Source organism: Aquiflexum gelatinilyticum, from assembly GCF_024741135.1.
GTDB lineage: Bacteria > Bacteroidota > Bacteroidia > Cytophagales > Cyclobacteriaceae > Cognataquiflexum > Cognataquiflexum gelatinilyticum.
Genome location: NZ_JANSUY010000013.1, coordinates 142,856 through 162,018, shown reverse-complemented (window position 1 = coordinate 162,018; position 19,163 = coordinate 142,856). Strand labels below are relative to the sequence as shown.

General features: G+C 41.8%; 16 protein-coding genes. 11 read left to right on the top strand and 5 right to left on the bottom strand.

Features of this window, described 5'->3' with window-relative positions:
* The first annotated feature begins 7 nt into the window (after positions 1–7).
* Genes NU887_RS14470 through NU887_RS14440 form a run of 7 tightly spaced genes read left to right on the top strand, consistent with a single transcriptional unit; the run spans position 8 to position 7,175 of the window.
* Positions 8–916 carry a class I SAM-dependent methyltransferase gene (locus NU887_RS14470; RefSeq protein ID WP_258424097.1) on the top strand — a complete coding sequence of 303 codons (909 nt, stop codon included), beginning with the start codon at positions 8–10 and terminating at the stop codon, positions 914–916.
* Positions 913–2,304 carry an O-antigen ligase family protein gene (locus NU887_RS14465; RefSeq protein WP_258424096.1) on the top strand — a complete coding sequence of 464 codons (1,392 nt, stop codon included), beginning with the start codon at positions 913–915 and terminating at the stop codon, positions 2,302–2,304. Before NU887_RS14470 ends, NU887_RS14465 begins: the two co-directional genes overlap by 4 nt.
* A complete protein-coding gene (locus tag NU887_RS14460; RefSeq protein ID WP_258424095.1) occupies positions 2,297–3,427 on the top strand; it encodes a glycosyltransferase family 4 protein in 1,131 nt (376 codons plus the stop codon). The genes NU887_RS14465 and NU887_RS14460 overlap by 8 nt, the downstream gene beginning before the upstream one ends.
* Complete coding sequence (locus NU887_RS14455; RefSeq protein ID WP_258424094.1) at positions 3,420–4,124, top strand: acyltransferase; 705 nt, start codon at positions 3,420–3,422, stop codon at positions 4,122–4,124. The genes NU887_RS14460 and NU887_RS14455 overlap by 8 nt, the downstream gene beginning before the upstream one ends.
* Complete coding sequence (locus tag NU887_RS14450) at positions 4,125–4,883, top strand: class I SAM-dependent methyltransferase (RefSeq protein ID WP_258424093.1); 759 nt, start codon at positions 4,125–4,127, stop codon at positions 4,881–4,883. It begins immediately after the preceding gene.
* The gene (locus tag NU887_RS14445; RefSeq protein WP_258424092.1) at positions 4,883–6,046 is read left to right on the top strand and encodes a glycosyltransferase family 4 protein; all 1,164 of its coding nucleotides are present in this window, start codon (positions 4,883–4,885) and stop codon (positions 6,044–6,046) included. The genes NU887_RS14450 and NU887_RS14445 overlap by 1 nt, the downstream gene beginning before the upstream one ends.
* A complete protein-coding gene (locus NU887_RS14440; RefSeq protein ID WP_258424091.1) occupies positions 6,039–7,175 on the top strand; it encodes a DUF1972 domain-containing protein in 1,137 nt (378 codons plus the stop codon). The genes NU887_RS14445 and NU887_RS14440 overlap by 8 nt, the downstream gene beginning before the upstream one ends.
* Here the strand turns inward: NU887_RS14440 and NU887_RS14435 are convergent.
* Complete coding sequence (locus NU887_RS14435; RefSeq protein ID WP_258424090.1) at positions 7,168–7,737, bottom strand: 2'-5' RNA ligase family protein; 570 nt, start codon at positions 7,735–7,737, stop codon at positions 7,168–7,170. The genes NU887_RS14440 and NU887_RS14435 overlap by 8 nt on opposite strands.
* A 129-nt stretch (positions 7,738–7,866) precedes the next feature.
* On the opposite strand from NU887_RS14435, the gene NU887_RS14430 reads away from it, so the two are divergent.
* Positions 7,867–8,778, top strand: a complete 912-nt coding sequence (locus NU887_RS14430) for a universal stress protein (protein WP_258424089.1) — start codon at positions 7,867–7,869, stop codon at positions 8,776–8,778.
* A gap of 108 nt (positions 8,779–8,886) precedes the next feature.
* Here NU887_RS14430 and NU887_RS14425 read toward each other — a convergent pair whose 3' ends face one another.
* Entirely contained in the window at positions 8,887–10,257 is a 1,371-nt protein-coding gene (locus tag NU887_RS14425) for an exopolysaccharide biosynthesis polyprenyl glycosylphosphotransferase (RefSeq protein ID WP_258424088.1), read from the bottom strand.
* A gap of 198 nt (positions 10,258–10,455) precedes the next feature.
* On the opposite strand from NU887_RS14425, the gene NU887_RS14420 reads away from it, so the two are divergent.
* Entirely contained in the window at positions 10,456–11,127 is a 672-nt protein-coding gene (locus tag NU887_RS14420; protein ID WP_258424087.1) for a methyltransferase domain-containing protein, read from the top strand.
* Positions 11,128–11,147: 20 nt separating this feature from the next.
* On the opposite strand, the gene NU887_RS14415 is transcribed toward NU887_RS14420, so the two are convergent.
* Both NU887_RS14415 and NU887_RS14410 read right to left on the bottom strand, forming a co-directional pair.
* Positions 11,148–12,248, bottom strand: a complete 1,101-nt coding sequence (locus tag NU887_RS14415) for a glycoside hydrolase family 130 protein (RefSeq protein WP_258424086.1) — start codon at positions 12,246–12,248, stop codon at positions 11,148–11,150.
* A gap of 40 nt (positions 12,249–12,288) precedes the next feature.
* Positions 12,289–13,839 carry a zinc-binding dehydrogenase gene (locus NU887_RS14410; RefSeq protein ID WP_258424085.1) on the bottom strand — a complete coding sequence of 517 codons (1,551 nt, stop codon included), beginning with the start codon at positions 13,837–13,839 and terminating at the stop codon, positions 12,289–12,291.
* Between the two features lie 154 nt (positions 13,840–13,993).
* Here NU887_RS14410 and NU887_RS14405 point away from each other — a divergent pair, with 154 nt between their 5' ends.
* Complete coding sequence (locus NU887_RS14405; RefSeq protein ID WP_258424084.1) at positions 13,994–15,382, top strand: dipeptidase; 1,389 nt, start codon at positions 13,994–13,996, stop codon at positions 15,380–15,382.
* 302 nt (positions 15,383–15,684) lie between these two features.
* Positions 15,685–17,769, top strand: a complete 2,085-nt coding sequence (locus NU887_RS14400; RefSeq protein WP_258424083.1) for a protein-disulfide reductase DsbD family protein — start codon at positions 15,685–15,687, stop codon at positions 17,767–17,769.
* Between the two features lie 86 nt (positions 17,770–17,855).
* Here NU887_RS14400 and NU887_RS14395 read toward each other — a convergent pair whose 3' ends face one another.
* Positions 17,856–18,887 (bottom strand): phosphotransferase enzyme family protein, encoded by a 1,032-nt coding sequence (locus NU887_RS14395; RefSeq protein ID WP_258424082.1) that lies wholly within the window; start codon positions 18,885–18,887, stop codon positions 17,856–17,858.
* Between the last annotated feature and the right edge of the window lie 276 nt (positions 18,888–19,163).

Here is a 19,163-nt window from a genome sequence, read left to right as displayed (position 1 = left end):
TCAATTGATGAACAGTTCTGACACACAAATTTACCCTGATATTGAAGCATATTCCAAAGAAATCGGTTTGAGTGCTGAGGTTTTGGAGGAAGCTTTCAAACTTGAAAACCACTACCACAAATTGTTGGTAAGTGAAAAAGATCCTACCAAGAGGGAAGCTTTGTACGATGAATTCTATTCCAATCTTTTGCAGTTTTATGGAAGAACAGCAAAAGAAGATGACTCCCTTGAAAACAGGATTGCAACCAAAGATCCACAGGTTACCCTTTTCGAAAAAGAGCTGAGGGAGAAATCCATCATTGATTTTGGTTGCGGGGAAGGCTATTTTCTGATGAATATCCAAAAGAAAATTCCTTATAAGAAACTGACAGGTGTCGATGTTTTTATTCCCGAAACTCTTCTTCAGCATCCCCATATTCAATTTATATCATCAGGCATCATCAATTTTTCGACCGAAGAAAAATTTGAATTGGCTTTTTCCGATAATGTCATCGAACACCTTTCACCCTTTGACCTAATGGACCACCTTCGGTCTGTTTATGAGAGTTTGGTACCGGGAGGAAAATTCATCCTTGTCATGCCAAACAGGCTCTTTGGACCAATGGATGTGACACGTATTTTGGACAATTCCAGTTCGGGAAAAGTCAAAGCACAGGGCGGACATCTCAACGAGTCTACTTACCATGAAATGGTCAGCGCCCTGACAAAGACTGGGTTTACTAATTTTGAAACAGTGCTCCCAATTCCGAATTTCAAATACACCGTTTTCAAAAACAACCGAATCAAACCTGACTGGATCATAGGCATTGAGCAAAGTAAATTTTTATTGAATATATTCAGGGGGATAAAAGTCAATGGAAGATGCCCGGTGAGGTTTACCGTGACTTTGATCTGTCAAAAGCCTGAACTGCATTGATCGCTCAGATACTCTTTATTTTAGCCCTTTTGGGTTATGCCCCACTCCTCTATTATACATTGAAGGCAATGGTCTTCAAAGGGAAATGGGAGTATGTGGTGTTTTTTCTGGCAGCGTACCTTCCTTTTCACATTACATTTTTGAGTATTGTATTTCAAGCGACTAGTTCTGCCATACCGGTTACATTTTTTCAATTAGCCAAAGACCTGATGGTTATTCTCTCTGTTTTGGTTTTTGTGTTGTACCAAAGAAAAATATTTGAATATCCGTTTCGCCTTCATGCCGTGGATTGGCTGGTTTTAAGCTTTATTGGATTGGCATTTTTATTTCTTCTTTTGCCTTTGGGGGATACTACCATCGTCAATAAGGCCTTATATTTTAAAAACCTGCTTATTCCTGCGATGGTCTATTTTATAGGAAGAAATACGGTTTTTGAGGACTTAGAAATTAAAAGGCTGTTTCAGGTAATTTTTGTAATTGCTGTTTCTGCCTTTTCGGTAAACATTTTGGAAGGACTCCTCAACACCCATCTACAAAATTATACAGGTTATGCCCTTTTCAATCAGGTCGTCAATAACATGGAGCCTTCGGGTAATTTTGGGCTCTCCTGGACGTTTGAAACACAGGCCGTCACAAAACGTTTTGCCTCATTCTTTTCCGATCCACTTGAACTTGCTAGTTCGGTCCTTTTGGGTTTTGCGGCCGGATTGATATGGTTTTTGACTTCCAAAAGAGAAGATGCCTTTCCCTACCTTTTAGTGATGGCTTCAGCTATGGGAAGTTTGTTTTTTGCAGGTTCTAGGGCTGCCTTTGCCGCATTCTTTATCATGATCTTCTTTATTGCAGTGATTTTTAAGCTCAATAGGTTGATTCTTTTTGGGTTCAGTTTGGTCCTATTATTTGTAATATTTGTGATTTTCTTTGCATCAGAGGATTTTTATTATTTCGTGGTGGATACCCTTACTTTCCAAAATGCATCGAGTGTAGGACATGTACTCGAATGGCTCAACGCTCTTGAATCGATGATCGAAAATCCATTTGGAGTAGGTTTGGCGATGAGTGGCAACTCAGGAAGTGTATCTGAGGACGCAAGAATCGGAGGTGAAAACCAATTCCTGATTTATGGGGTTCAAATGGGGTTTTTGGGAATGTTTCTCTATATATTTCTTTTGGGTTTTTCTATCAGAAAGTCAATCAAAGTCTTCAGGGAAACAGAAAATGTAATGTCTGCTAGAATTGCATTTACTGCTGCTGCTGTCAAGACAGGGCTTCTGTTGCCGCTTTTCACTGCCAATGCAGAACTGTACACTTATGTCAGCTGGATTTCTTGGTGGATGGTGGGATATACCATGAATGAATACTCCAAAATCTTGAAAGAAAATGCCTAGGCCCAAGGTTTTGATCGATGTGTATTACCTCTATGTGGCCCAGACCGGGATCAGAACGTACATGGTGACACTTTGTGAAGAGATTCTCAAAAACCGCAATAGTGGATTTGACTATGTCATCAGCCCGGATTTTCAGAAAGTGAAGCAAAATCAGTTCTTCCGGGGAAAAACCGCCAAATGGAAAAACATCTTTTTTCAGCTTCTCTATTTCTTCAGAAAGCAGGTCGCCTTGCCTTTACTTTCTTATTATCACGAGGCCGATCTGGTATTTAGTCCGGACATCATGAGTCCTCTTTGGGCCCAGGGCAAGAAAATTTCGGTGCTCCACGACACTTTCTTTTGGGACAATCCAGACCATTACCAGGGACTTTGGCTGAAGTACTACCTTTATTTTCTGCAAAAAGGATTAAGGAAAAATGGGGAAATCATTACGATCACCCAATTTTCCAAAATGAGATTACAGGAATTATCCGAATTCAAATCTATTCCGATCAGCGTGGTTTATCCTGCCTCAGGACTTTCCGCAATGGAAAGTCCACGCAATCAAAAGCCGATTGCCTCTTCTAGATATTTCCTCCATGTAGGGGTTTTGGAAAAAAGGAAAAACCTCGGTATGCTCCTCATTGCTTTTGACAAACTGATTAGGCAGCAGGGATATGAAGACATCCGATTGGTCTTGGTAGGACAAAGAGGTCCGCGTGAAACTTTGGATGATTATGATCATTTGACCAGCTTGGTGGCTTCTTTGGAATTGGAAGATAAAGTGATTTTTACAGGATACGTGGCGCAGGAAAAGCTGGCAAACTACTTCCAAAACGCTTTGGGGTATGTTTTTCCATCGGCAAATGAAGGCTTTGGCTTGCCTGTTTTGGAAGCTTTTTCTTTTGGATTGCCTGTAATCATCTCAAGGCAAGGAGCCCTGATGGAAGTGGCCGGAGAGGCAGCATTGGTTTTGGAAAAAAATGAGTCAGAAGCACTTTTTCAGTCCATGAAGCTTTTGGTGGATGATCCTGAGCTCAGAAAGTACCTTGGTGAAAAAGGGAGAATCAGGTTGAAGGAATTTTCCACGGAGAAGTTTTTCCTATCTTTGGAGCAGGCATTTAATGAAATTCTAAATGGGTAATTTCCTCGGCAAAGCCATCTCCAAATTCACAGGCATTGACCTCAGGGACCGCTTTGGTACTGAATGGGACTCCCTTTCAACCTTCGGGGTAATGATGAGAATGGGTTTATGGACTTTGAGAGGAGCCTTAGTCAGGTGGAGGTTTGGTACTGCCAAGGGCTTGTTTTTGGTTGGAAAAGGGGTCACTATCAGACAAGCGGCCTATATCCATGTTGGCCGTAATTTCATTGCCCAAGACCATTGCGAGATCAATGGACTTTCCCAAAAAGGGTTGGTTTTTGGCGACAAGGTGACCATTGGGAGTTATGCCATCATCAGACCGACCAACCTCTATGGTGGAGAAGCGGGAGTTGGGCTGAAAGTCGGCAACAACAGCAGCATCGGGCCTTATGCTTATATCGGCTGTTCGGGATATATTGAGATCGGCGATAATGTCATGATGTCCCCAAGGGTAAGCATATATTCTGAAAACCATAATTTTTCTGAAACAACTCTACCCATGATTGAGCAGGGAGTGACCCGCTCTTTCGTCAAAATTGAAGATGATTGCTGGTTGGCTGCCAACTCCGTAATTTTGGCAGGAGTGACGGTGGGAAAAGGTTCAGTCGTCGCAGCCGGAAGCATCGTCACCAAGGATGTCCCTCCCTACAGCATCGTGGCTGGCAATCCCGCAAGGATCATCAAAAGCAGAAAGTAAATGAAGACCAATACGGTAGAAACCTGGAAAAAATTCGGAAAAGAGGACCCTTATTACGGGGTGCTATCTGATCCAAAATACAAGTCTGACAAAATCACGGATAAAGGTTTGTCTGATTTTTTTGCTACCGGGAAGACCTATGTCATGGAAACATTGCATAGGATCGAAAAACTTTATGGCTCTGACTTGTCTAATGCAGCCATCCTTGATTTTGGTTGTGGGGTGGGACGTTTGGCAATTCCTTTTTCTTTTGTCACAAAAAACAGGACCGTAGGTATAGACGTTTCTCCGGAAATTTTGGAAAAGGCTAAATCCCACGCCATGGAAATGAAGGCTGAGAATATAGAGTTCCTGCTATCTGAAGGCAAAACCCTTCCCCAAACAGGGAAGTTTGATTTTATCAATTCCTATATTGTCTTGCAACATATTGAGACCAAGTCTGGGATGCTAATCATCCAACAACTGTTAGACAGGCTCGAAGTCGGGGGCATCATGCAGATTCAGGCAACATACGGGAATAATTGGCCCAAAATCAAGTATTTCCATTACTACCTCAGGGCGCATTATTCCCTTTATAACTTTGTGTATTCTTGTCTGAAAAACCGGAGTCTGAAGGTTGAACCAATGATGCAGATGAACCCCTACGACCCAAAGGAGCTTTTCAGCCTTTTTTCCAGATATTCCAATAATATCCACATAGAATTGACAGACCACACCGGATTCTTGGGTGCTTCCTATATGATCAAAAGGGAATTTTGATGGCAAAAACCCATTCTCCTACCGACAAAAATGTTTTGATGCTCCATGGTTCATCGGACCTCTATGGAGCAAGTAAAATATTTCTGGAATCTGTCCGTGCATTGAAAAGGATAGGTTACGGGGTGATAGTTGTCCTTTCTGAAGATGGTCCATTGGTAGAGGAATTGAAAGCGTTGAAAGCGGAGGTCCATATCCACAAGCTTGGAATATTGCGCAGAAAATATTTCAGTCCATCAGGTTTGGTCAATAGGTTCAAAACGATCCTGAAAGCCAAGTCTTTCTTGGAAACATTGATGTCCGAAAACCGCATCACACATATTTATTCCAATACTTCTGCTGTTTTGGTTGGAGCCTTTTTGGCACGCATGAAAGGGGTTAAACACATTTGGCACCTCCATGAGATTTTGCTTTCTCCGGGATGGTTTGTTTGGATGATGGGAAAAATCATCAACAGGTATGCGGATAAAGTGGTTGTGGTTTCCCAAGCAGTTTGGGACAATTGGAAAGACAAGGTAGATGAACCCAAATTGGTGCTGTTGCACAACGGGATTGATTACCGACCCTATCTGGAAACCAATACCGATATCAGGAATGAGATTCCGAACAGTGAAGGAAAGGTTTTGATCGGAATGATCGGAAGGATCAATCACTGGAAAGGGCAGGGCTATTTTTTGGAAATTGCCCAAAGTTTGGTTCAAACTCATCAAAATGTCCATTTTGTAATTGTCGGAGACGCCTACCCAGGGACAGAATATTTGGTAACCGAAATGGAAGAAAAAATCAAAAACTCAGGGTTGGATGCCCATGTAAGCTATCTGGGCTTTCGCAGAGATATCCCTGAAATTTTGAATGCTTTGGATATTTTTGTATTGCCTTCTATCCTTCCTGATCCATTTCCTACGGTTATTTTGGAAGCAATGGCTTCAGGGAAGCCTGTTGTGGCTACAGCCCAAGGAGGGGCAAAGGAGATGATTGTGGAGGGAGAAACGGGCCTGTTGATCCCTTGGGATGATGTAGAATCTGCCGCAGCATCAATTTCTGTTTTGGTCAAAAATGAAGTATCAAGAAAAGAAATAGGCGAAAAAGGAAGATCAAGGGTATTGGAAAAATTTTCACCTCAGGCTTTTAAGAAAAACTTTCTAAGACTTTTTGAAAATGACTAAAGAAAACAAGACGCTGAAAGTATGCATTTTGGGAGCCAAAGGTTATCCTTATGTCTATGGTGGCTACGATACCATGGTCAAGGAATTGGGAGAGCGGCTCCAAAAAAAAGGAGTAGATGTCAGGGTGTATTGTCATCGCTCCCTCTTCAAAGAGAAGCCTTCTGTGGTAAATGGAATCAAACTGATCTATATGCCGGCGGTGGAAACCAAGATCCTGACCCAGCTGACACACTCTTTTTTCTCGATGATCCATGCCTGCTTTTCGGATGTGGATGTGATTTTTGTGGTCAACTCTGCCAATGGGCCTTTTGGTTTGATTTCCAGAATATTCCGTAAACCCACTGCCATCAACGTCGATGGGCTAGAATGGCTTCGCCCAAAATGGAAAGGTTTTGGATCGAAATATTTCTTTTGGGCATCCAAAATGGCCACGAAATTTTATGACCAGATCATCAACGATTCCGATGAAATGAGAAGGATTTATATAGAGCTTTTCAAGGCTGAATCCAAGGTCATCGCCTATGGCGCCAATCCATCTTTCGATTCCGATCCCACCAAACTTCAAAAATGGAATCTACCTAAAGAAAGCTATTACCTGATCGTGGGGAGGTTGGTGCCTGACAACAATGCTGACCTGATTATCGCAGGATTTATCCAATCAGATACCAAGAGAAAACTGGTGATCGTAGGAGATGTGCCCTATCAGGATAGCTATGCCGAAGGACTCAAATCCATGCAGGATGAAAGGCTTTTGTTTACCGGATATGTCACAGATCCCGAAGAATTGAAGGCATTGTACCATAATTGTTTCGCGTATTTTCATGGACATGAATATGGAGGAACCAATCCTGCCATGCTCAAGGCTATGGGATATGGCTGCGCAATATTGGCATTGGATACTCCATTCAACCAAGAAATGCTCCAAAATGGCAAACACGGTTGGTACTTTTCAAAAAACCCTGTTTCAGTTTCAGCGCTGATCTCCAAAGCGGAAAATAATCCCGAAGAAATTGAAGGGCTAAGGCTTACCGCCAGGGAAGGATTGACTCAAAAATACAACTGGGATTTTGTCACAGAACAGTATCTGGAAGTATTTAAGGAATTGAAGAAAAAAGGAAAGGTCAAGTAGCTGAGGAATGTTTTCCGTTTAGCTGAAACCTGCTTACTACCACCCATCTTCCCTCAATCCTCTTAAGCAGAGCAATATCTTGGACTACTTGTTCGGCTTCAAATTTTTGCTTTTTGATAAAATCCCAATATTCTGCGAAACGGATTTCTTTGAGGTCTTTGAAGGCCAAAGTCATATGCGGATGATATGCCCTATCACTCAATTCTTCCACAAGGTTGAGGTTTGTTTTGCAAAATTTTGAAAGGCCGATTTGAAAGGAGGAGAGTGTCGGATTTTCTTTTATTTTGATAAAAATCACCCTTTTCCCGAACTTATCAAATCCTGAAAATTTAAGCTGAAAAGGCTGTTGGTCTTGACAAAAACCGGTAAGGAGATCTATCAGCTTGCTTTCCTTTGCCTCATTCCAATTGAATGGCATCTTTAGTGTAACATGTGCCGGAGATTTGAGGGCATATTTGAGGTTAAAATCCTCTTTGAGCATTAACTTGAGATCTGTTGCTTTTTGTTGGATTTCACCTTCCGGCACGATTGCAATAAAATATTTACCTATTGATTTTGCCATTTAACACAAATATAAATCATTTAGAAAAGGAGAATCAGATTAAATCGGGGAATGGGATAAATTGTACAAGGGATTTTTCCAAAGAAAATTTTAAAATTGTAAATTGAACGGATAAAAAGCTGCAAAACAATGGAGAATTTTGAAAAGGCGATGGTCGGAATGGACCTTACGGAAATGGACGATATTTTGATTTCCAAAATGGCGGTCTTGTCTGGAATATTAGGAATCAAAAAACTTTATTTCATTCATGTTTCCAAAAACCTAGCCTTACCTGATGAAATAAGGGAAAAATTCCCCGATTTGGTGGCACCTGCTGATGAGGCTATTGAAGCGGAAATCACTACAATCATCAAACAAAACAATTTCCCCGAAAATGTAGAGATAGAGGTATTTGCTGAAGAAGGGAGTCCTATGACAACATTCCTCAGATGGGCAAAACTCAAAGATGTAGACCTCATTATAATGGGAAGGAAAGTCACGCTTAAGGGAAGCGGTTCACTTGCCAAAACCATGGCCCAAAAGGCCCCATGTTCTGTTTTGTTCTTACCTGAAAGGGTCGAAATGAAAATTCCAAAAAAGATCATGATTCCCATGGATTTTTCGGAACACACCAACATGACCATTAATTTTGCCCAAAAAGCTGCAGAGGAATTTGATGCCAAAATTTATGCCCTGCATCTTTTTGAAGTGCCGACAGGCTACCACAAGACAGGCAAATCTTTTGAAGAGTTTGCCGAAATCATGGAGGAAAATGCCAAAAAGGATTATGATAAATTTATCAAAAAACACCATCATCCCGAATTTGATTGTCTCTTTGTATTGTCCAATAAAGGAGAGCCGGGCCATCTAATTATAGAAAAGGCCAAAGACCAAGGAATAGATTTGATTTTAATGGGAAGCAGGGGAAGGACAGCCTCTGCGGCGGTATTGCTCGGGAGTGTTGCCGAAAAGCTGGTGCAGGTCAACAATGAGATTCCAATGCTGATATTCAAGATCAAGGGAGAAACAATGGGCTTTTTTGATGCGTTGTTCAGAATTTAACCTCAGCAAAATTTCATTTCAAGCCAATAAAAAATTAACCCAAGCTGTCAAGGCTTGGGTTTTTTGATTGTAGACCTGAATTCAAAAAATTCAGGAAAAGATATTTGTCTAGTAGGCATTTTCTCTGTTTACGACCAATTCATAAACTGTCAGGATACAGATTTTGAGGTCTAGGAGAATCGACCAATTTTGAATATAAAAATAATCGAGCTTTACTCTGGATCTGATCTGATATGGATTTTCAATTTCGCCACGATATCCTTTTACCTGTGCAAGTCCAGTGATTCCGGGTTTGATTTTATGTCTGCTATTGTATTTTTCAATCTGGGTTTTGAATACCTGATTCATCGGAATGGTATGCGGTCTGGGCCCAACGATGGACATGTCGCCAAGAAGCACATTGATAAACTGAGGCATTTCGTCCAAGGATGTCATTCTCAGAAAAGAGCCGATTCTTGTAATCCTTGGATCATTTTTGACAGCCTGATGGGTATCAGCATAGTCATTCGGCGTCATGGACCTGAATTTCAGACACATAAATACTTTGTTGTTTTCCCCGTTTCTTTCTTGAATGAAGAAAACCGGCCCTTTGGATTCCAACTTAATCAACAAGCCCACCAAAGGGATAAGCCAACTGAGTATAAAGACCAATACAAAAGCCGAGAAAACGATGTCAAAAGCCCTTTTAAATACCCTATTGAAGGCATTGTCCAATGGGATTTCGTTGACATTGATGACGAAGAAATCGCCATATTTGGAGAAAGAAAGGTTCTTTTCCAATTGAAGTGATCCTCCCGGAATTACCTTGACCTTGATGTAATGTTCGTCAGCAAAATTGATCACCTTTTTTACTTTTTTTTCTTCAAGGTGCTCGCTGATATAAATTTGGTCAATATTCAGGTCGACAGCCTCTTCAAAAAACTTTTTGATATTTCCCCGGGTTTGGCCGGACACATCTTTGTCATCATAGTATCCCAAAAACTTGATCCCAAAATCCCTTCTCAACTTGAACACTTGCGCTAGTTGGTCACTTGTGCCACCCATGCCCAAAATAACGGCCCTTCTATAGTTATGGCCTGTTTCCCTGTATTTTCTCAAAATAAGATGAACCCCAACTCTATAAATTCCCAAGAATACCAAAAGGCTGGCAGCAAGGGAAAGGAAGGAAAGCAGTCTGAGGGAGTTGTCATGAAATGGCATCCAGATCATCGAAATGATCACCAAAAACCAGGCTAGCGAACCTATAAGTTTTTTGAAAGTCTGATCCGCTTCATTTGTTCTGCCGATTTTGAAGTCTTCTTTGAGGATGGTAATCACCATCCAGATCATGATGAAGGCAGGGAAAGTAGGAAAATCTAATCCTTTAAATTCTTCAAAAGGTTGAAATACCTTGTTGGAAATAAAAAATGAGAATGAAACTGTCAATATGTCTCCCAGAACAAAAAGCCAGGGAAAATATTTATAAAAGCGTTTTTTCATAAAAATCAATAATCTTTCATTTAAATACGGAGGTTTTAACTAAAATGGTTTCAATAGTTCCGGATTTTGATGAAAGTGTTTGCAAATCATTGAAATTATTGGCAAAAGTAAAAAAGAATATCATTGACCTCTTACTTTTGGTGTAATTAATTTGTTAAAATAAATAGCTTTGCCCAAGAAGCAGATTGATATTCTAATATGATGGATTTTAAAGCCTTATTGGCTTCTTCTGATAATCCCAATTCTTTAGGAAATAAATTCAGAAAACAGCGTTTCCAATACTTTGAAAATCTAATCGAGAAAAATTTTGAGAAAAATTTTCCCGTCAGAATTTTGGATATTGGAGGGATGGAACACTTTTGGAAAGATCAAGCCTTGTTGCATTCGGGTAAGGTCGAAGTCGTGATGCTTAACCTAAGCGCCGAAAAGGTACAAATCAAGGGATTGAGCAGCATGGCCGGAAATGCCACCGATTTATCTCAGTTTGCAAACGGAAGCTTTGACCTTGTTTTTTCCAATTCGGTAATTGAACATCTCTACACTTGGGAAAATCAACAGAAAATGGCAAAAGAAGCGATTCGCGTCGGAAAGAAATATTTTGTACAGACGCCAAACAGGCATTTTTTTATGGAAGCGCATTATGCCCTACCTTTTGTCCAGTATTTACCAAAGAACCTGACATACTTTTTATTGACCAATACAAAGCTGAGTAGAGGAAGTAAATGGGATCCAAAAGATGCCCAACAATATTTGGACGAAATCAGACTTTTATCTGAAAGAGAAATGAAAATGCTGTTTCCTGCTGCTACTATGTATAAAGAAAAATTCATGGGGATGGTCAAATCCTACAGTGCCCACAATATGAGTTGATGCTGGAAAATTTAAAAACTTCAATCGTAGGGGGAAATCACCACTCCCACCATCGAATCCGCAGTGCCATAATAGAGAAACCACTGATTCTTAAAATATACTAAGCCCTCCACAAATGTGGTTCCGTCCACATACTGCCCTGATTTTTCGAAAGGCAATTCAGGTTTGAGAAAGGGTTCATCTGTGCGGTCGTGCAATTTCCATGGTTCATCTTTATCAAACAAGGCCTGTCCCGCAGTATATACCCTGTTCCCTAATTCTTTGACACCGATGTCTTTTTGGTTGCCGGCATTATAGAGTACGACGATGCCGTCTTTGGTCAGCACCGGTGGCGGTCCGGCTTCTACCAACCATGAGTCAAAATATCCCAATCTCGGACTCAGTACAGGGGCTATATTTCCATCAGATCCTTCAATAGGTTCCCAATGAACCAAATCCTCCGAGCTCGCTAACCAGATATGTGGCACACCAAAGTACATCCAATATTTACCGTGGATTTTGGCAGCTACGAGTTTGCCATCTTTGAGTTCAGTGACGATGGCACCTGATTTGGTTTCACGGTTGTGGTATTTGCCATCTTTGAATTCCTTGAAAATCGGCCCGTGTTTTTCCCATGCCTTCAGGTCTTTGGACGTCGCCACTGCCAAGCGTGGAAATTCCCTGTTCCACTGTGTATAAGTCAATACAAATAACCCATCCTCGGTCTGCACGATCCTCGGGTCTTCTGTGCCCCCGGTCCATTCAAATTCCTTTTGGTTGTCATTGGTAGGAAAAAAAATAGGCTCAGACTGCCTGATGTAGGTTTCCCCATCTTCAGATACTGCCAAGCCCAACCTTGAGGTGTGGCCTCCGATTTCCTTTTCGCCGAGTTTTTCTTCCGCGCGGTAGAGGATGTGGATTTTTCCATCTTTGAGAATGGCTGCAGGATTGAAAGTAGCCATGGATTCCCATTCGACTGATCTTCCCGACATCGGATCCTGAAAGGAAGTTTTTTCCGTAGGAGAAATGATCGGTCGGGCATTTTCAGGTCTGAGGAAAGGACCTAGCATCCAGGGTTTTTCCTGGGCCAAAACAGCCAAATTGGAAATGAATACAGCAAGAAGCAAAAGGATCTTTTTCATTTAGGGTTTATTTAATTATCTAAAACCACGCTGTCGGTTTTCAAAACCTGACCAAGGTAATCAATTCGGCCACACAGACAGGCTTGTCGGCATGGTTAGATTCCATTTCGGCTTGGATAAATAGCTTCGTGTTCCCATCGGGACTTTCTTCCATATTGGTCAACGTGGCTTTCAGCCGGATCTGATCGCCGGAATAGACTGGGGAAGGAAACCTGACCTTGTTTACACCATAATTCAGCGCCATTTTGACACCTTCCAAAGGTAGGATTTCATATATCAGTTTGGGAACAAGTGACAAAGTCAGGTATCCGTGGGCCAGGTTTTTCCCTCCCGGCAATAAGGCTGCTGCTTTCTCGGTATCGATGTGGATCCATTGAAAATCTTCAGTGGCTTCGGCAAACTTCTGAATCACTTCTTGGGAAACTGTTATCCAACTACTTGTTCCCAATGATTTTCCAACCTGCTTTTTCAAATCCTCCACACTTCTATACATTCGTTCGCCCTCTTCGGAAGATTCCTCCTCGATCGACTTGATACTTGCGTCTTGATACTTGATACTGCCATCTCTCGTTTCTCGCTTCTCGTCTCTCGCTTCTTTGCTTTCCTCTTTTGCCTCTTCAACAGCAACCATTGCTTTTCCCACCACCTTTCTGTCCATCATATCCCTCAAAGCCTGGGGTGATTCTTCCAACGAATATACTTTATGAATATGTTGCCGGATTTTGCCGGTTTGGATCATTCCTACCAAGTCCATGATATTTTGTTGGTTTTGTTTTTGTTCTTCGGTTGAAAATCTTCCCCAAAAAACCCCCATGATATCACAACCTTTGAGTAAAGCCAAGTTGAACGGCAATTTTGGAATCTCTCCTGCTGCAAATCCGACCACTAGGTATCTGCCTTTCCAAGCCATTCCCCGCAAAGCGGGTTCAGCGTATCTGCCACCCACTACATCCAATACCACATCTACTCCTTTGCCATCAGTGAGTATTTTGATTCTTTCCTTGATGTTTTCGCTTTCGTAGTTGATCAGGTGGTCAGCTCCTTTTTCTTTGCAAACAGCCAATTTCTCAGCAGTGGAGGCCGCGGCGAATACTATCGCACCCATTACTTTCCCTAGTTCCACAGCTGCCAAACCCACCCCTCCGGAAGCGCCAAGAACCAAAAGCGTTTCTCCGGGTTGGATTTTTGCCCGGTCCTTCAATGCATGATAGGCCGTACCAAAAGTGTAAAGGGTAGAAGCTGCTGTCATATAATCCATTTGGGGTGGAATAGGGAAAACACGGTCCGCTCCAACTTTTACTTTTTCGGCAAAACCACCCCAACCACAAAGTGCCAACACCCTTTGTCCTTCTTTGAGGTGTTTGACCCCAGCTCCGGTTTTTTCAATCACACCCGAAACCTCGCCCCCGGGCGAGAAGGGCAGTGTAGGCTTAAACTGGTATTTGTCCTGAATCAGCAAAACATCAGGAAAATTGACCGCACAGGCTTTGACTCGGATGAGAACTTCTTTTTCTTCCAAAACTGGATCAACGATATCAGTATAAGTCAAAGTTTCCGGAAGTCCGTGATGGGTGCAAAGGATGGCTTTCATAGATAAAAGTTTTTGGTAAAATAGGCAATTCCTTATTTAAAACGTAATTTTGACCAATATTGAAGTTAATCTCCCTGCAAGGAATTGTATTGTATAAGCGCTTGGAACATTGAGCCATTCCTTTGCGTCTTTGCGGGACCTAAAAACCCCAAATATGTCAGTTAAACAGTATATCCAAGAAAATCAGGATAGGTTCCTGAACGAACTTTTAGACCTTTTGCGCATCCCATCTGTGAGCGCCGATCCCAAATTTAAAAATGATGTTTTTGCAGCCGCTGACTTTGTCAAAGAAAGTCTGATTAAAGCCGGTGCAGACAAAGCTGAAATCTGTCAGACCGCCGGTTATCCGATTGTCTATGGCGAAAAGATCATTGATCCTGCTTTACCGACGGTATTGGTATATGGCCATTATGACGTGCAGCCTGCCGATCCTTATGAATTGTGGGATTCGCCGCCTTTTGAACCTATCATCAAGAAGACCGAAAGACATCCTGATGGGGCTATTTTTGCCCGGGGATCAGCAGATGACAAAGGTCAGTTTTACATGCACGTAAAGGCTTTTGAAGCCATGATGGCCAACAATGCTTTGCCCTGCAATATCAAATTCATGATCGAAGGTGAAGAGGAGGTAGGTTCTGAGAACCTGGATATTTTTGTCAAAGAAAATCTCGAAAAACTCAAAGCTGACGTGGTCATTGTGTCGGATACACACATGATTTCTATGGAGGATCCCTCTGTGACTGTAGGTTTGAGGGGATTGGCTTACATGCAAGTCGAGGTGACAGGCCCAAACAAAGACCTCCATTCCGGAACTTTTGGAGGTGCAGTCGCCAATCCGATCAATACGCTTTGCAAAATGATTGCTTCACTACACGATGAAAACAACCATGTAACCATCCCGGGATTTTATGACAAAGTGGAAGAATATTCCGCTGCTTACCGGGAGGAATTGAACAAAGCGCCATTTGACCTGGAGGATTATAAAAAGAAGCTCGATATCGCAGAAGTTTCAGGCGAAAAAGGATATACCACCATCGAGCGGGTCGGAATCCGTCCGACTTTGGATGTCAACGGCATTTGGGGGGGGTATACCGGAGAAGGTGCGAAGACGGTACTTCCTTCCAAAGCATTTGCAAAAATCTCTATGCGGCTTGTTCCTAACCAAGACCACAAGGAAATCGCCAAATTGTTTGAAGACCATTTCAAATCCATCGCTCCGGCATCGGTTAAAGTAAAAGTCATCTCCCATCATGGTGGGGCAGCAGCAGTGGTTCCAACAGATTCTCCCGGCTATAGGGCGGCCGAAGGTGCTATCATGGAAGCCTTTGGCAAAAAAGCCATCCCGACGAGAGAGGGAGGTTCCATCCCCATTTGTGCCTTATTTCAAAAAGTAATGGGACTTGATCCGATATTGTTGGGATTCGGTTTGGATACCGATGCATTGCATTCTCCCAATGAGCATTATGGACTCAAGAATTATTTCATGGGAATAGAGACGATTGCTTTGTTTTTCAAACACTTCAAGGAGGAAGCAAATAAATAAAAAAGTATCTCGCGAAGACGCAAAGACGCAAAAATTTATATCCGTATATGCTTAATTTGCGGGTAACCCAAAATTCTACTTCTAAAGGGTAAGAATTCTAAGTTATCTGATCAAAGTCGGAAGACCGAGGTAATATCAAGTTTCCGCCTCTGAACAATTGAAATAGCATTTCAAATAACCTAATAGCTGATAACCAAATTCAATTTGTGTCTTAGTGCCTTTGTGGGAATAGTGTCTTATTTGTCTGAACTATTTTGCTCAAAACCACCTTTATCAATCAGATTCGCCTACATCACACCGCAATGTCAAAATACTTCAAACCTTCACTGCTTTTTTTCTTCTTATTTCTGATAAGCCTAACCTCTTTTGGCCAAGTGGTGTCTCCACCAAAGTGGAATATCCAACTTGCCAATCCGGACCTCAAAGTCGGCGGTGAAGCAGAAATTGTGTTGAAAGCATCAATTCCTAGAAATTGGTATATCTATTCCAATGACTTTGATGAGAATGCCGGTCCTGTACTTACCAGCCTAAGCCTGGAAGGATCAAAAGGGATTTCGGCCACCGAAAAGCTGAAACCGATCAATCCGAAGAAGAAATTTGATGAAGTTTGGGAGGCAGATATCACGTATTTTTCGATTGCAGCAGAATTTCGGCAGAAGATTTCCATCACCGAGCCAAATGTGGAAATCAAGGGAACGGTAGAATACCAAATGTGCTCGGATGTGACCGGGCAATGTATCCTTTATGAGGAAGATTTTACGATCAAAGCCACTGCACAGGGCTCATCCAACTTAACACCAACTCCTACTGAATCTGCAGCTGACAACTCCAATCTTGAAAAATCCGAGGCTGATTCTTCGGTTTCAGCCATTGAACCTGTTCAGGAAAAAGCGGAAGTCTCAGACGGAAGCCAAGAAAGGTCTTTTGTGGACCTTGAAGACGAAGGTAGTAAGGGTGGATTGTTGGGTTTTATGTTTGTTGCTTTTTTGGCAGGATTGGCGGCATTGTTGACACCTTGTGTGTTTCCGATGATTCCGATGACGGTGACTTTCTTTACAGGAAGATCCAAGTCTAGGATTTCAGGAATCCGCAATGCCGGGATTTATGGCTTGTCCATTATCGCTATTTATACCATCGCCGGGACGGCAGTTGCGGCGGTCCAGGGACCAGAATTTGCCAATTGGCTTTCAACCCATTGGCTGCCCAATGTTTTCTTCTTTCTTATTTTCATCTTCTTTGCATTTGCTTTCTTGGGCATGTTTGAGATTACCTTGCCTAGCAGTTTTGTGAATAAGATCGATGCCAAAGCGGACAAAGGTGGAATGGCAGGGATTTTCTTTATGGCGTTTACCTTGGTGTTGGTTTCGTTTTCTTGTACAGGACCGATTGTAGGATCTATTTTGATCAAGGCTGCAGGCGGGGATTTCATTACCCCGATAGCGGGGATGTTTGCATTTTCGCTCGCTTTCGCTATCCCCTTTACCTTGTTTGCAGTATTCCCTGAATGGCTCAATTCCCTGCCTAAATCCGGTGGTTGGCTGAATTCGGTAAAGGTGGTATTGGGATTTTTGGAATTGGCTTTGGCCTTCAAATTCCTTTCCGTTGCTGATCAGGTTTACCATTGGGGATTGCTCGACAGAGACATTTATATCACGATTTGGATTGTGATTTTCTTCCTTTTGGGATTGTATCTTTTGGGCAAAATCAGGACCAAGCACGATTCACCGATGGACTTTATCGGTGTTCCAAGGTTAATGTTGGCAATAGCTACTTTCGTATTTGTGGTCTATCTGATTCCAGGACTTTGGGGAGCTCCGTTGAAGGCCCTGAGTGGCTACCTTCCTCCCATGGCGACCCATGACTTCAATGTGATGGAAAGTAGGGCAGGCGCGATCACTAAAGACAATCAATTGGGAGAAAACCCGAAATATGCTGATTTCCTGCATTTCCCTCATGGCATCCAAGGGTATTTTGATTACAAACAGGCTTTAGCCGCCGCACAGAAGCAGGGAAAACCCTTGTTTATTGATTTTACAGGCCACGGCTGTGTCAACTGTCGGGAAATGGAAGCCCGTGTGTGGTCAGATCCGCAGGTTTTGCAAAGGCTGAAGGAAGATTTTGTGATGGTTGCTTTGTATATCGATGAGCGGTATGAACTGCCGGAAGCCGAATGGTATGTGTCTGATTATGATGGAAAGGAGAAAAAAACCATTGGCAAGCAAAACGCTGATTTCCAGATCACGAAGTTCAACAACAATGCGCAGCCCTATTATGTGATCCTGGACCACAATGAAGAATTGCTTGTCAAGCCAAAAGCTTACGATACCAATGTCCTGAATTTTGTCAGCTTTCTCGAGGAAGCAAAAGCAGAGTTTGGGAGAAGGTGATTACTAACCTAAGGGTAGGTTTAATTGTGCATACTTAAAAAGTTTTAATTTTCTACCTTCAACATTTTGGGTAAAATTTTAGACAATTATTTTACGAGTTCCCTCAATCCTTTCAATAAATACATCTGATTTTTAGCCCGGTGGAGGTTTTGTTCTTCATAGTGAATGGTGTAGTAGATATTTCCTTTCAGGTAATCCGCCAGAAACCTAAATCCCATAATACAGGTCATCATCAGTCCTCCAAATGAAAGGGAATTGATTTCCTCTTCTGTAAAAACTCCATTGCCCACTTCCAAGAATCCTTCCAATAGAGCATTGTATTTGGCATTGTCCACATTGATTTTTTCCCAATCCTTTGAACCTTCGCCTTCCGTACAAGCCACTGTCCGTACCAAATCCCCAAAATCATAATAGACATATCCCGCCATCAGGGTATCCAAATCAATTACAGCATTGACTTTGGAAAAGTCATCAGCAAAAATCAGGTTATTGATTTTGGTGTCGCTGTGGGTCAATCTTAAGGGTAATTTTTCTTTCCAACTGAGATATTGATCCACCAAGTCTTTTTGTCCTAAATAGAATTCGACCAGTTCTTTTAATTCTCCGCTCAAGATTCTTTTGGTGTTTTTCAAAGCCTCTAACAATTGGTTGTATCGGAGTTCCAGGTCATGAAATCCCGGAATGGCTTCCTGAAACTCTGATGCCGGAATGTGGATTCCTGCTTTGATAAACAGGGCGAATGCCTTTGCAGCAAGATAGGCAAGATGTGGATTTTCGATCTCATTGACGCATTTGCCTGATACAAATGGAGAAATCCTAAAGTAAGCCTCATCAATGAAAGTAAATAATTCGCCTGCTAAATTGGGAATGGGCAATGGCAAGATATAAGGTAGTTCCTCTGACTTGATTTGGTCAATAAGGATGGCGTGGTTTTGGGATATTCTTTCAGGAAATCTGAAAACAAGATTGTTAAAGCGCTGGAGGATAAGTTTTGCACTTTTTGTTTCAATCAAAAAAGTCTGGTGGATATGACCGTCGCCAAAAGACCGGATAGCAGAAGGTGAGATTTCTAATCCATATTCTTTGTTGAGGGTCGGTAACCAGGAAAAAGAGGACATATCTACAAATGAAGTTCAGTTGCAAAAGTAAGTTTTTGGAATCATTTCAGCAGTAGATTCTTAATGTGCATTCAACATTTGATTTTCCTTTATTTTTCAAAGAGAAGGGTTTCGATTGTAATTGTATTCAATCCCTTTTTTTTAACATTGAAAATCCTACCTTTTGCAATTATTGAGATATTATTTACATTAGTAAAATTTATTAAAGAAGTTTAGAGTAGTAAATTAAAAAAATCAATAAACTCAGCTTAATTTCAATCAATTCAACCCAAATCA

What these genes read in the sequence shown, in the direction of transcription:
- NU887_RS14405 (WP_258424084.1), top strand. Translation starts at nt 13,994, where the DNA reads ATGTCAGTTAAACAGTATATCCAAGAAAATCAGGATAGGTTCCTGAAC.
- NU887_RS14445 (WP_258424092.1), top strand. Translation starts at nt 4,883, where the DNA reads ATGGCAAAAACCCATTCTCCTACCGACAAAAATGTTTTGATGCTCCAT.
- NU887_RS14420 (WP_258424087.1), top strand. Translation starts at nt 10,456, where the DNA reads ATGATGGATTTTAAAGCCTTATTGGCTTCTTCTGATAATCCCAATTCT.
- NU887_RS14450 (WP_258424093.1), top strand. Translation starts at nt 4,125, where the DNA reads ATGAAGACCAATACGGTAGAAACCTGGAAAAAATTCGGAAAAGAGGAC.
- NU887_RS14470 (WP_258424097.1), top strand. Translation starts at nt 8, where the DNA reads ATGAACAGTTCTGACACACAAATTTACCCTGATATTGAAGCATATTCC.
- NU887_RS14435 (WP_258424090.1), bottom strand. Translation starts at nt 7,737, where the DNA reads ATGGCAAAATCAATAGGTAAATATTTTATTGCAATCGTGCCGGAAGGT.
- NU887_RS14430 (WP_258424089.1), top strand. Translation starts at nt 7,867, where the DNA reads ATGGAGAATTTTGAAAAGGCGATGGTCGGAATGGACCTTACGGAAATG.
- NU887_RS14415 (WP_258424086.1), bottom strand. Translation starts at nt 12,248, where the DNA reads ATGAAAAAGATCCTTTTGCTTCTTGCTGTATTCATTTCCAATTTGGCT.
- NU887_RS14395 (WP_258424082.1), bottom strand. Translation starts at nt 18,887, where the DNA reads ATGTCCTCTTTTTCCTGGTTACCGACCCTCAACAAAGAATATGGATTA.
- NU887_RS14410 (WP_258424085.1), bottom strand. Translation starts at nt 13,839, where the DNA reads ATGAAAGCCATCCTTTGCACCCATCACGGACTTCCGGAAACTTTGACT.
- NU887_RS14440 (WP_258424091.1), top strand. Translation starts at nt 6,039, where the DNA reads ATGACTAAAGAAAACAAGACGCTGAAAGTATGCATTTTGGGAGCCAAA.
- NU887_RS14455 (WP_258424094.1), top strand. Translation starts at nt 3,420, where the DNA reads ATGGGTAATTTCCTCGGCAAAGCCATCTCCAAATTCACAGGCATTGAC.
- NU887_RS14400 (WP_258424083.1), top strand. Translation starts at nt 15,685, where the DNA reads ATGTCAAAATACTTCAAACCTTCACTGCTTTTTTTCTTCTTATTTCTG.
- NU887_RS14425 (WP_258424088.1), bottom strand. Translation starts at nt 10,257, where the DNA reads ATGAAAAAACGCTTTTATAAATATTTTCCCTGGCTTTTTGTTCTGGGA.
- NU887_RS14460 (WP_258424095.1), top strand. Translation starts at nt 2,297, where the DNA reads ATGCCTAGGCCCAAGGTTTTGATCGATGTGTATTACCTCTATGTGGCC.